The sequence below is a fragment of the Microbacterium sp. A93 genome, assembly GCF_051842835.1.
The window spans coordinates 13,908-26,284 of the sequence record NZ_JBPXMT010000021.1; the positions used below are offsets into that span (position 1 = coordinate 13,908).

The 12,377-nt window shown below is 63.3% G+C and carries 11 protein-coding genes; 9 read left to right on the forward strand and 2 right to left on the reverse strand.

The window, feature by feature from the left end:
• The first annotated feature begins 61 nt into the window (after positions 1 to 61).
• The 8 genes from ACSU1G_RS34210 to ACSU1G_RS34245 all read left to right on the forward strand — a co-directional run bounded on the left by ACSU1G_RS34210 (position 62) and on the right by ACSU1G_RS34245 (position 9,420).
• A complete protein-coding gene (locus tag ACSU1G_RS34210; protein ID WP_439286063.1) occupies positions 62 to 1,252 on the forward strand; it encodes a glycosyltransferase family 4 protein in 1,191 nt (396 codons plus the stop codon).
• An 80-nt stretch (positions 1,253 to 1,332) separates the two neighbouring features.
• The gene (locus ACSU1G_RS34215) at positions 1,333 to 1,944 is read left to right on the forward strand and encodes a DapH/DapD/GlmU-related protein (RefSeq protein ID WP_439286065.1); all 612 of its coding nucleotides are present in this window, start codon (positions 1,333 to 1,335) and stop codon (positions 1,942 to 1,944) included.
• Positions 1,941 to 3,038, forward strand: a complete 1,098-nt coding sequence (locus tag ACSU1G_RS34220; protein ID WP_439286067.1) for a DegT/DnrJ/EryC1/StrS family aminotransferase — start codon at positions 1,941 to 1,943, stop codon at positions 3,036 to 3,038. The genes ACSU1G_RS34215 and ACSU1G_RS34220 overlap by 4 nt, the downstream gene beginning before the upstream one ends.
• Positions 3,035 to 4,027, forward strand: a complete 993-nt coding sequence (locus ACSU1G_RS34225; protein ID WP_439286117.1) for a Gfo/Idh/MocA family oxidoreductase — start codon at positions 3,035 to 3,037, stop codon at positions 4,025 to 4,027. Before ACSU1G_RS34220 ends, ACSU1G_RS34225 begins: the two co-directional genes overlap by 4 nt.
• Positions 4,024 to 5,802, forward strand: coding sequence for an ABC transporter ATP-binding protein (locus ACSU1G_RS34230; protein WP_439286069.1), 1,779 nt, complete (start codon positions 4,024 to 4,026; stop codon positions 5,800 to 5,802). The genes ACSU1G_RS34225 and ACSU1G_RS34230 overlap by 4 nt, the downstream gene beginning before the upstream one ends.
• A gap of 248 nt (positions 5,803 to 6,050) precedes the next feature.
• Positions 6,051 to 7,031 carry a hypothetical protein gene (locus tag ACSU1G_RS34235; protein ID WP_439286071.1) on the forward strand — a complete coding sequence of 327 codons (981 nt, stop codon included), beginning with the start codon at positions 6,051 to 6,053 and terminating at the stop codon, positions 7,029 to 7,031.
• Positions 7,028 to 8,245 carry a glycosyltransferase gene (locus ACSU1G_RS34240; protein ID WP_439286073.1) on the forward strand — a complete coding sequence of 406 codons (1,218 nt, stop codon included), beginning with the start codon at positions 7,028 to 7,030 and terminating at the stop codon, positions 8,243 to 8,245. Before ACSU1G_RS34235 ends, ACSU1G_RS34240 begins: the two co-directional genes overlap by 4 nt.
• Before the next feature lie 125 nt (positions 8,246 to 8,370).
• Complete coding sequence (locus ACSU1G_RS34245; protein WP_439286075.1) at positions 8,371 to 9,420, forward strand: hypothetical protein; 1,050 nt, start codon at positions 8,371 to 8,373, stop codon at positions 9,418 to 9,420.
• A 17-nt stretch (positions 9,421 to 9,437) separates the two neighbouring features.
• Here ACSU1G_RS34245 and ACSU1G_RS34250 read toward each other — a convergent pair whose 3' ends face one another.
• Both ACSU1G_RS34250 and ACSU1G_RS34255 read right to left on the reverse strand, forming a co-directional pair.
• Positions 9,438 to 9,890, reverse strand: coding sequence for a hypothetical protein (locus ACSU1G_RS34250; protein ID WP_439286077.1), 453 nt, complete (start codon positions 9,888 to 9,890; stop codon positions 9,438 to 9,440).
• A complete protein-coding gene (locus tag ACSU1G_RS34255; RefSeq protein WP_439286079.1) occupies positions 9,887 to 11,248 on the reverse strand; it encodes a glycosyl transferase in 1,362 nt (453 codons plus the stop codon). Before ACSU1G_RS34255 ends, ACSU1G_RS34250 begins: the two co-directional genes overlap by 4 nt.
• Before the next feature lie 53 nt (positions 11,249 to 11,301).
• Here ACSU1G_RS34255 and wecB point away from each other — a divergent pair, with 53 nt between their 5' ends.
• Positions 11,302 to 12,369 (forward strand): non-hydrolyzing UDP-N-acetylglucosamine 2-epimerase, encoded by a 1,068-nt coding sequence (gene wecB / locus ACSU1G_RS34260; protein ID WP_439286081.1) that lies wholly within the window; start codon positions 11,302 to 11,304, stop codon positions 12,367 to 12,369.
• Positions 12,370 to 12,377 lie beyond the last annotated feature (8 nt).

Genomic DNA, 12,377 nt, shown 5'->3' on the forward strand with positions numbered 1-12,377 from the left:
ATTGTGTCAGGTGTCTGCTTCGAGCCAGCCCTGAAGCCCACCTGACCGAATCTGGAGAATCATGCGCGAACGACGTCCGACCGTGGCGATCGCCACGAGGCTTTATCCCCCGGAAGCGACCGCCGCGAGTTTTCGCATGCGTGCGATCGCCGACGCGCTCTCAGAAGACCATGACGTCACCGTGCTCACCACGATTCCGCCTCACGTCGCTGGTGCGCCGACCATGCACGCCGATGAGCGCGGCGCGGTGACGGTACGCCGAGCTCCGGCCTTGCGCGATCGAAGCGGCGCCATTCGGGGATACTTTCAGTACCTCTCGTTCGACATCCCGGTGTTTTTTCGGCTGCTCGCCACGCGGGCTGATGTGATCGTCGCCGAAGCTCCGCCCACAACGGGTCTGGTTGCGCTTGTGGCGGCGTGGGTCAAGCGCAAGCCACTGGTCTATTACCCCGGCGACGTCTGGACGGACGGCGTCATCGCAATGGGGGCATCGAAACCCGTGATCGCGATCATGCGCTGGCTGGAATCTCGGGTGCTTCGAGGTTCGCGTCGTATTCTCTCGGTCTCGCCAGAGGTGACCCAGAGACTCATCGCCCTGGGAGCGGAGGACGCGCAGATCACTGAAGTCGGCAACGGGATCGATACGCGTGTCTTCAGTGCGGAGGCAGAGCCTCAAGACGCTGAGCGTCCTTATTTCGTCTACACCGGCACGATGTCGGAGTGGCAGGAGCCGGGGATCTTCATCCGTGCACTCGCTCTGTTGGACCATGATGTCGACATCCGTTTCTTCGGACAGGGCTCGGCGGAAGCGGGGCTGCGCGCTCTGGCAGCAGAGCTCGCTCCCGATCGTGTTCATTTCGGCGGAGTCGTCAGCCCGGCGGAATCCGCCTCCTGGATTCGCGGTGCGGCGGCCGCTCTGGTGAGCATCGTCCCCGGTATCGGTTATGACTTTGCACGTCCAACGAAGACCTACGCGGCGGGTGCGTGCGGCACACCGGTGCTCTTCGCCGGCGCCGCCACCGGCGGCCAGGTGGTACGTGACGGTGCGCTGGGAGAGTCTGTCGACTTCGTCACCGAGCAGGTGTCTGCGGCGATGGGACGCCTCATCGAGCAGGCACAATCGGGTCATACCGACCAGCTTCGGCAGACGCGTGCCAGTTGGATCGACGAGAACTATTCGCTGGCTGCAGCTGGCGACCGGGCGGCGCGCGCCGTGCGCGCCGCGACAGGCACCACCACGCGCGGAATCTGAGCGGCGATTCAGGCGCCCAACGATAGACTTGGTGACCGTCGAGCATCCGTGATGTGCGGTGTCGGCACAAGGAGAGTTCTGTGACCACCCCGTCCCGTGTGCGGATTGCCGAGTCGGCTGATGTCTCGCCCGACGCATCTATAGGTGCTGGCTCATCGATCTGGCATCTCGCTCAGGTTCGAGAACAGGCACAGCTGGGTGAGAACTGCATCATCGGTCGCGGCGCCTACGTCGGCACCGGCGTTGTCATGGGCGACAACTGCAAGGTGCAGAACTACGCGCTGGTCTATGAACCGGCGAGACTCGGCGACGGAGTGTTCATCGGACCAGCCGTCGTGCTCACCAACGACACCTACCCGCGTGCGATCAATGAGGACGGCTCGCAGAAGAGCGCTCATGACTGGGAACCGGTCGGGGTGACAATCAAGCGCGGCGCCGCGATCGGTGCACGTTCGACCTGCGTCGCTCCGGTGACGATCGGCGAATGGGCAACTGTCGCCGCAGGCGCGGTCGTCGTAAAAGATGTCCCCGCCTTTGCGCTGGTTGCCGGTGTTCCGGCCAAGCGCATCGGCTGGGTGGGTGAATCCGGTGTGCCTTTGACTGCCGGAGATACAGATGGCGTGTGGGTGTGCCCAAGCAGTGGTGCACGCTACATCGAGACTGACGGAATACTGACCAAGGAGACCGTGTGAGCGATTTCATTCCCCCCGCGAAGCCGATCATCGGTGATGAGGAACGTGAGGCTGTCGATCGCGTTCTTCGCAGCGGCATGGTTGCCCAGGGGCCGGAGGTTGCGGCCTTTGAGCAGGAGTTCTCGGCGCACTTCGTTCCTGGGCGCGCATCGGTTGCCGTGAACTCGGGCACCGCAGGGCTTCACCTGGGTCTGCTGGCCGCTGGTGTGGGCGCGGGAGATGAGGTCATCGTTCCCTCGTTCACGTTCGCCGCGACAGGAAACTCTGTCGCGCTCACCGGCGCAACTCCGGTGTTCGTTGACATCGAGCCGGAGACGTTCTCGCTGGATCCTGAGGCGGTTGCTGCGGCGATCACTCCGAAGACCAAGGGTATCCTTCCGGTGCACCTTTATGGGCACCCCGCACGTATGCGTGAGCTTGAGGTGTTGGCCGGTGCCCGTGGCGTCGCGCTGTACGAAGACGCCGCACAGGCGCACGGTGCTGCCCTTGATGGACGACCGGTGGGCTCGTTCGGCGAGTTCGCGATGTTCAGCCTGTACCCGACGAAGAACATGACCAGCGGTGAAGGTGGCATGGTGACCGCGGCGACGGATGAGATCGCGCGTCGCCTGAGACTGCTGCGCAATCAGGGCATGGAGCGGCAGTACGAGAACGAGATCATCGGGTTCAACGCCCGCATGACCGACATTCATGCGGCGATCGGCCGTGTGCAGTTGACGAAGATCGACGCGTGGACGAAGACCCGTCAGCAAAACGCCGCATTCCTTGACGCGAACCTGCAGGGCGTCGTCGTTCCGGTGGTCGTTGAGGGTGCGGTGCATGTGTATCACCAGTACACGGTCCGGGTGCCGGAAGACCGCGACGGCTTCGTCGCCGCGCTCAAGAGCGAACACAGCGTCGGCGCAGGCGTCTACTACCCGATTCCGAACCACCGTCTGCCGTCATTGGCGCCGTACGCACCCGGTCTTGATCTGCCGGAGACCGAACGGGCTGCACGTGAAGTGGCATCCCTGCCGGTGCACCCCTCGCTCAGTCAGAACGACCTCGAGCGCATCGTCGCCGCGGTGAACACCGTCGCGAAGGCAGGCGCCTGATGGCGCTGCGCGCCGGGCTCCTCGGCGTCGGCATGATGGGCCGCCACCACGCCCGGGTGCTCCGCGAGGTCGAGGGTGTCGATCTCGTGGGTATCGCCGACCCTGGGGGTGACCCACACGGTGTCGCCGGTGATCTGGCGATCCTTCCCGACATCGAAGCGCTGATCGCGGTGGGTATCGATATCGCCGTGGTCGCGGTTCCGACACGTTTCCATGAGGATGCGGCGCTGAAGCTGGCCGCCGCAGGCGTGCATACACTCGTCGAGAAGCCGATCGCGCACACGCTAGAGGCCGGTCAGCGCATGGTCGAGGCCTTCGCTGCTGCGGGACTGGTCGGCGCAGTGGGTCATATCGAGCGCTTCAACCCCGCACTGCAGGAGTTGCGTCGCCGGATCGCTGCGGGGGAGCTCGGCGCTGTCTACCAGGTCGCCACCCGGCGCCAGGGGCCGTTCCCCTCGCGCATCGCGGATGTCGGTGTCGCCAAAGACCTCGCATCCCACGATGTCGACCTCACCGCCTGGGTGGTACAGAGCGACTACGAGCGCATCTTCGCGCAGACGGCGTTCAAGTCGGGCCGCGAGCATGAGGACATGATCACGATCACCGGGCGCACCGCATCCGGTGTCATCGTGAACAACATCGTGAACTGGCTCAGCCCCATGAAGGAACGACTGACCGTGGTGACGGGGGAGAAGGGCGCCTTTGTGGCCGATACCTCTACTGGCGACCTCACCTTCTACGCGAACGGCACCATCCCGCTGGAGTGGGAGTCCGTCTCCAGCTTCCGCGGCGTCTCCGAAGGGAACGTCACCCGCTTCGCCTTCGCCAAGCGCGAGCCGCTGCGCGTTGAGCACGAAGCGTTCCGCGACGCGGTCTTGGGCGAGCAGACCGATGTCGTCACCATGCAGCAGGGGCTGCGCGCTTTGGCCGTCGTCGAAGGTGCGCTGGAGTCGGCGCGCGAAGGCACTGCCGTCACTCTTCTCGCATGAAACATACCGTCCACACTCTCCGTAGGCTGTTGCCGTTTCTGCCCTCATCGGCGCGGACGTTCCTCCTCGTCTTCGGTGTGGTGTCGGCTGTGCTGGCGATCATCGATGTCGTCGCGTTGATGTTCCTTGCGCTCGCCCTTGCATCGACCCTCACCAAAGAGGACATTGTGCTTCCGGTGATTGGTGCGGTTAGTTCCGATCAGCTGATCGGTCTCGTTCTGATTCTCGCTGTGATCGTGATCTTGAAGTCTGCGGCGAATGTGTGGCTGCAATGGATCGCGACGCGTAGATTCGCGTCATACGAACTCGCGATCGGTCAGGAGCTGTTCGGCGCGTATATTCGAGCTTCCTGGACGGATCGGATCTCGCGCAACAGCGCCCAGATCGTAGCGATGTCCGACACCGGCATCGCGAATGTGGTGGCTGGGTTCCTGTTGCCAATCACAACCGTTCCGGGACTGCTGGTCACCTCGGTGGGCGTGGTCGCGGTCATCGTGGTCTCCCAACCGATTACGGCGCTGGTCACGGTCGTGTATCTCGGCGGCATCGCGCTGCTGCAGTACATGGTCCTCAGTGGCAAGACGCGGCAAGCAGCTCGCGTAGCGCGCGACTCGGCGTTGCGTGTTGCCGCATTGATCTCAGGGATGGTTGCGTCGCTCAAGGAGATCACGCTTCGAGCCAAGGCCGACGAGGTGAGCGAAGTAGTGAGAGTCAATCGCGCGCAAACCGCTCAGGCCAGGGCGAACGCGAGCTTCCTCGCTGCCGTGCCGAGGTTCGTCTTTGATGCGGCGATCATCGGTGGGTTCCTGGTCGTCGGCGGCGTAGCTTTCCTGACCGGAGGACAGGATGCGGCGATCTCCGCCGTCGCACTGTTCGGCATCGCGGGGTTCCGCCTCGTTCCATCTCTGACGGGATTCCAATCCGTCATCACGCGGACCATCACGGCCGCGCCATACGTCGACGCGGTGATCGCCGACATCGAGGCCTCCAAGCAGTTCCTTGCCGATCAGGAGGTGCTCGGCAAGCAGCCGCTTCCCGGCGATCCGAGCTTGCTGGAGCTGACGGACGTGGCGTTCACCTTCCCCAGTAGCGACGTGCCTGCGGTGCGTGAACTCAATCTGTCCGTGCCGATGGGGTCAACCATCGGAATCGCCGGTGCGTCCGGTGCGGGAAAATCCACCCTGATCGATCTGCTGCTCGGATTGCTCACTCCCACGAAGGGACAGATTCGCATCGACGGTCTGCCTCTCGAGGACGTGATGGCGGCATGGCGTACCCATGTGGGCTACGTCCCGCAGGAAGTCACCCTGTTCGACGGCACGATCGCGCAGAACATCGCCCTCACCTGGGGCGACGAGATCGATCTCAAGCGCGTGGAGCAGGCGGCTCGTCGTGCTCAGCTCTGGCAGGTCGTCGAGCAACGTGCCGATGGATTGCTCACTCAGGTGGGCGAGCGCGGACTCACCCTCTCAGGCGGCCAACGTCAACGGCTCGGGATCGCGCGTGCGCTCTACAGCGAGCCGCTCATTCTGGTGCTCGACGAGGCGACCAGCGCGTTGGACACCCAGACGGAGTCGGAAGTCGCCGGCGCGATTCGCGAGCTTCGCGGTGACGTCACGGTGATCGCCGTAGCGCACCGACTGAGCACCATTCGGGATTCAGACATCGTTATCTTCATGCAGGACGGCACCGCCGCCGCGCAGGGCACGTTCGACGAAGTCGTTGCTCTGAGTCCGGCATTTGCGGCACAAGCGAGGCTGGCGGGGCTGGCATGACAAGGTCGATCGTGGCGTTGCGCCGTAACGGGCGCTTCGCCCTTCGGCTTCTGCTCGGAGCACTGCCTGATCGCATCGCCGTCCGGCTGCGTCCTGCGGATCGCCGGTTTGCTCTCGCCGATGTCCCGCCGCCGGTGAACGCGCCCCGCGGCGACGTGCGGCTCTACATCGCACCGGCGAATTTCGCTGGGCAAGGATACGGGATCGCGCGCGCAGCCGAGCGACTGCCCGGCGTTGGAGCAGTCAACATGCAGCAGCGTGTGGCGGGAGACTACGGGTTCCCCGCCGACTACACGCTGCCTGAGAAGGTCTTCGCATCATCGGGCGATTGGGGGCGACGCCAACGGGATGCGGTGGCACACGGATTCACGCACGTGCTCGTTGAAGCCGAACGATCCATGTTCGGTGTGGCGTTCGACGGGGTCCTGCGTCGTGAAATCGCATGGCTGCGCAGTCGCGGTCTGTGCGTCGCGCTTTGTAGCCATGGCACTGATCTGCGTCTGCCCAGCCGACACGCACAGATCGACGAATGGTCGCCATTTCGGGATCCGACGCTGGATCAAAATTGGGTCCGGGCATTGGAAGCGCGCACGCTGCGCAATCGTCGAATGGGGGAGAGTCTCGGTCTGCCCCTGTTCGTGACGACGCCCGAGCTTCTCCTCGACTGGCCATCAGCGCGCTGGCTGCCAGTCATCGTAGAGTCTGAGCGCTGGCGGACCGAGAACGAGCCGCTTCGTCGGAAGGTGCCGATCGTGCTGCACGCACCGACGAACCCGCTCGTCAAGGGCACGACGCTGATCGAACCCGTGCTGGAACGAATGGCAGCCGAAGGCCTGTTGGATTATCAGCGCATCATCAAGGTGCCCGCCTCGGAGATGCCAGAACGCTTTGCGGCGGCCGATATCGTACTCGACCAATTCGCGATCGGCAGTTACGGCACGACGTCTATCGAGGCGATGGCGGCGGGGCGTTTGGTGATCGCACATCTCCATGATCAGGTGCGGGAGCACATCCGTACGGTCACCGGCCGAGAGGTTCCCATCGTCGAAGCCACCCCGGCTACCTTGGAACACGTGCTGCGCGACATCATCGCGCGCCCCGAACACTATCGTGAGATCGCGCGTCTGGGCCCTGGCTTCGCCGATGCCGTGCACGACGGGAGACTGTCGGCAGAGGTCCTCGCACCGTTCCTCGGCGGATCCGGTCACCCTGTGAAGGACTCAGCATGACAAAATTGCGGCAGAGGCTTCTGGCGGGAGCCCGTGCCGCCGCCGGCATACTGCCCGACGGCATGCTGGCACGGTTGCTGCCCGGGTCGCTCGGATGGGACTCAGCAGCCATGCGGGTCGCCCACCCTCCACAGGGCAATGCAGTGAGATTGCTTGTCGGCCCGGTGAATTCGGCAGGCCAGGGATATCGCTGGTCACGCGCCGCAGAGGATTTCCTCGTCGATGTCGGAGCCGTCAGCGTGATGACGACGAATGCGGCGAGCGATCGATTTGATTTTCCTGTCGACGTGCGTGTACCCGAGAGTGCTTACGTGTTCGCGCGCGGATGGCAGCGACAGCAGCGAGCCGCGATCCTCGATGAGTGCACCCACGTGTTGCTCGAGTCCGGGCGCTTCGCCTATGGTTCGATCCCAGGTAAGAGCCCCCTGCAGATCGTGGAACAGCTTGCCACTCTGGGACCGGCGGTCGCGCTGCTGTGGCACGGGACCGACATCCGTCTTCCCAGCCAGCACGCCGTTTCCGAACTCGACTCGCCGTTCGGTCCGAATGGTGCGTATCCAGCTGGTTCCACCGAGATCCTTGAGAAGAACGCGATCGAGCGTATGCGGATGGTGACCGAAACCGAACTTCCGGTATTCGTATCCACACCGGGATTGCTGCATGTTCCGCGATCGCTTTGGTTACCCGTGGTGGTGGACGTCGAACGTTGGCGGACGCCGGAGGCGCCGCTGCAGCGAAAGGTCCCCGTGGTGACCTATGTTCCGAGCAACTCGCCGATGAAGGGCGACCCTTCCATCGACACGCAGATGCGTGAGCTTGAGGCATTGGGCCTGATCTCCTATCGGAGGCTGCAGGGGATACCGTCTCATGAGATGCCCGAGGTTTATCGCTCGGCGGACATCGTGCTCGATCAGTTCCGCCTCGGAGACTATGGCGTCGCTGCGTGCGAGGCGCTCGCCGCTGGTCGTGTCGTCATTGGGCACGTCAGCGCAGAGAACCGTGAGCGTGTGCGGCGACTGACCGGCCTTGAGTTGCCCATCGTCGAGTCGCGGTTCCCGGACATCGGCACCACCATCCGCCATATTCTGGAAGATCGTGCACTCTGGGCGCAGCGCGCAGCAGACGGCCCCACGTTCACCCGCGCAATCCACGATGGCGCCGCTTCCGCCCGCGCCCTTTCAGGATTCCTCGGGGCTGAGATTCGCGAATCATGACCGCTTTGAAGGAGCCAGTCCTGTCTGAAATCGTTCGCCCTCGTATCCTGTGCATCTCGTTCTCCGACATCAATTCAGACTCTCGTGTGCTGCGGCAGCTAGCCGTTCTCGCAGAGGCTGGCGACGTGACGACGCTTTCCTACGGCACGCGGCCTCCTGCGGCGAAGGATCACATCGAGATTGATCGGGCGCTGCCGTCGCTTCCGCAGACTCTGACAGGTGTGTTGAAGCTCGGCCTTCGGCGCTATCGCTCGGTTCAGTTGGAAGCGCCTGCGATGCGGATGGCCGCACAGCTGCTGGCCACACGCGAGTTCGACATCGTCGTCGCGAACGAGGCCCGGGCGCTTCCCCTTGCTTTCCACGTGTCCGGGTCGCCCCGGATCTGGTGTGACCTGCACGAGTGGGCCCCCGAGGAACGCACTCACGTCCTCTCGTGGCGTCTGCTGGTGGCGCCTTTCATGCGCTGGATGTGCGCGGAGTACCTGCCGCGCGTCGACGTGTCGACCACGATTAACGGCTCAATCGCCGCGATGTACAGCGACGAATTCGGCATCCAACCGGAGATTGTGCGCAACGCGATCGGATACCGTGACGATCTGAGCCCTTCACCGTTGGATCCCGATGTCGTTCGGCTCGTGCACAGCGGCGGCGCGGTTCCAGGACGAAACATCGAGGCGATCGTGGAGGCGGTGGATCTTCTGGGCGAGGGGTACACGCTCGACCTGTATCTGATCCCCTCGCGTGAGGGTGACAGGTATTGGCGCGATCTGCTGCAGAGCATCGCTGACAGCCCTCACACGACTCTGCACCCCCCAGTCCCGCCGGATCAACTCCCCGACGTGCTGAACGATCACGATCTTGGTGTGTTCGTGCTGCCGCCGCTCACGCCGAATCATCGCCACATGCTTCCCAACAAATTCTTCGACTTTGTGCAGTCGCGACTCGGGATGGTGTTCGGTCCGTCGGTCGAGACAGACCGTCTCATCATGCAGCATCAGTTGGGTGTCGTTACTGGCGGTTACACAGCGCAGGATATCGCGGCGTCGATACGTGGAATCAGTGCTGAGGGCATCGTCAAGTTCAAGAAGAACGCGGATGCGGCGGCGCAAGAGCTCTCATCATCGACAGATCTCGCAACTGAACGAGAGATTCTCCGCCGGCTATCCGCGGTGTGACAGGTCGCGATATTCGGTCAAGTACTGGCGTTTGTGCGCATGGAAGCAAGCACTGCCGCGCCTGGAGCGAGACCGTACACAGCTCGGGTGCTCGTCGAGGCCCAGCGATCGAGTAGGGTCCATGCTGCGAGGATCGAGTCGCGCTCGAGCGCGATGATCACATCTGCCGTCTCGGCAGCTTCCCGTAGGGGCACGCTTTGACGTGCGGCTCGTGCGAAACGACGTCCGCCGTCGAGTGGGCTCAGACGCTTCACGTTGCGCCCGACGACAGAGCTGTTGAGCGCGCGCGCCACTTGGCCGCTTGATGGTCCTGCATTTGGCCCGAGACGGATTTCCTGGGCCGCACCGGGAGCATCCGTCGACGTTGCGAAGACGATTGTCGTCTGGTCCGGACTGTCATCTTGGGTGAGGCCGAGGGTGGTGAGGGCCTCTGCAAAAGCGCCACTGGGGGCGAGGAGGAGGACTCTCATGCGCCTACGACCTCGTCTTGCGCCGTAACGTAGCCACGTAGCTCACTGATGCGCGGTGAAAGTTGGGCCGCGCGAGAGAACCGAGTCGCGAATGTTCTCGCTGCTTCGCGATCATCCTCTGTTTGCGACGCTGCTTCTTCGGCCGTCGCCACGAACGCGTCCGCGATTGCAGTGGGGGTCATCGCTGCTGTTCCATGCCATCCCGGGTACTGGGCGAGGGTCTTAGTCGTCTCATTGATTGGATCATGCACGGAAACGATCGGCAACCCGGTCGACGCGTACTCGTACACCTTGCCGCCGGTGATGTATCGCCCTGCTCCGAAGGTCAGAACCAGCGCATCAAACGTTGCGTACGTCGCGGCGATGTCGGCTCGTCCCACAGGTCCGAGGTATCGAATCTCGTTCTCCGCGAATCTTGCCATCGCCGAAACCATGTTCTCACCAGGGACACCGAGATGGTTGAGATATCCGTATAGATCCATGCGAGCGTCACGAACGAGCGGAGACCGCTCGCGCGCCAATGCCCACCCGTCCACCAGTTCGGTCATCGGGATGGCAGCGGAGATAGTGCCGATGTATCCGAAAACGAGCGATGGGCGAGCCTCAACGGTCACGCGAGGAAGAGCCAGGGAATGGTCATAGCCATTCTCGACAACGAGAAAACGATCTGCGTATTCGGGATACTGCTCGGCATGCCAATCCCGGATTGGTTGGTTCACGAACCACACCTCAGTCGCGCCGCCCACTAAAGCGTGTTCCCACTTGCCCGCCTTGCTGCGCTTATCTACGATTCGGCGCCCGGAGTAGATATCCAACGACCATGCATCGCGATGATCCATGACGTAGGGGACACCGTGCTCACGGTGCAGAACATGCCCCGGTATGAAATCGACGTTCGGGTTCGCGGTCCCGATGGTGAGATTCACCGGCGTCTCGGCGTGGATCTTTCGCGCCGCGTCTTCCAGGACAGGTCGCCACCCTCCATAGTTCCGCTCGGGGAACGCTTTCTGCCCGCGCCGGGCATGGAAACCGTTCCACAACTCCGGGGCCACGGCGCGGAATCGCGACCAGTCACGCAAGTCATTGACGAACGCACCCGACCGGAACGGGACGCGGATGATTCGGATCGACGGATGGATTTTCGCTTCCAAGCTCAAGTCGACACCGGTGGACATCTCGAAGATCTCGCGAGGAACAGTGAGTACCGTCACTCGCCAGCCCGCCTCGGCGAATGCGTTGGCAGTCGCCCAGGCACGGTAGACGCCACTGCCGCGCGAAGGAGGATACCCCCAGGCTACGTAGAGCAGATGCGGCTGGCTGTCATTATTTGGATTCGAAGTCGACTCCCCGTTGCTCACCCTTCGATCGTACCCGGACGGCCCTCACGCGCGTCCCAGCTAGACTTCCCAGGGTGAAGATCGCCAGCGTCGTAGGCGCGCGCCCGCAGTTCGTAAAACTCGCTGCTATCCATAAGGCGGCAAAGGCAGCCGGCGTCGAGCACATCATCGTGCACACGGGTCAGCATTATGATCCGATGCTGTCCGATGTCTTCTTCGAGGAGCTCGGTATCGGTGCCCCAGACGTGCACCTCGGAGTGGGGAGCGGAACGCACGGTGTGCAGACCGGTGCCATGCTCGCTGCTCTTGACGCCGTATTCGAAGAGCATCAGCCTGACTGGGTACTGGTTTACGGCGACACGAACTCGACTGTGGCAGCGACGCTCAGCGCAGTGAAGATGCACATTCCGGTGGCGCATCTCGAGGCGGGGCTGCGTAGCTTCAACAGGCGGATGCCCGAAGAGCATAACCGTGTGATGACCGATCACGCCGCAGATCTGCTGCTCGCACCGACGCAGGTCGCGGTCGAGCACCTCGCGAACGAAGGTCTCGCAGAGCGCACGATTCTGGTCGGAGATGTGATGACCGATGTGCTCTTCGATGTCCGCGATGAACTGGCGGGCCGCCCGTCTGCACTCCTGAAGGAGCTCGACCTGGAGCCGGGAGGCTACTACGTCGCCACCATCCATCGCGCGGAGAACACTGATGACCCTGCACGTCTCGCCACCGTCGCGTTAGCGCTCGCTGGACTCGACAAACCCGTCGTGCTGCTGGCTCATCCGCGTGTCGTCGCAAAGGCTGCCGCGCACGGTGTCGAGCTCACGCAGGGCTCGCTGATCGCGCACGCGCCGTTGGCATACGCCGACCTGATGGCGGCCACGCTGTCCAGTGCTGGCGTCATCACCGACTCCGGTGGCCTGCAGAAAGAGGCATTCCTGCTCGGCGTCCCCTGCACGACCGTGCGCACGGAGACCGAGTGGGTGGAGACGATCGAGCTGGGCTGGAACGTGCTCGCCAATACGGCCGAGGAGATCTCGGCCGGTGTGAGTCGTCCTCGCCCTAAGGTCACCGATGCCGCCCCGTATGGAGACGGGCACGCTGCTGAGCGCGTTATAGACGCCTTGCTCAACGCCGCCAGATAGACCGACGT

Coding starts and splice junctions, on each gene's coding strand:
- ACSU1G_RS34210 (WP_439286063.1), top strand. CDS start 62: ATGCGCGAACGACGTCCGACCGTGGCGATCGCCACGAGGCTTTATCCC.
- ACSU1G_RS34230 (WP_439286069.1), top strand. CDS start 4,024: ATGAAACATACCGTCCACACTCTCCGTAGGCTGTTGCCGTTTCTGCCC.
- ACSU1G_RS34235 (WP_439286071.1), top strand. CDS start 6,051: ATGCAGCAGCGTGTGGCGGGAGACTACGGGTTCCCCGCCGACTACACG.
- ACSU1G_RS34240 (WP_439286073.1), top strand. CDS start 7,028: ATGACAAAATTGCGGCAGAGGCTTCTGGCGGGAGCCCGTGCCGCCGCC.
- ACSU1G_RS34250 (WP_439286077.1), bottom strand. CDS start 9,890: ATGAGAGTCCTCCTCCTCGCCCCCAGTGGCGCTTTTGCAGAGGCCCTC.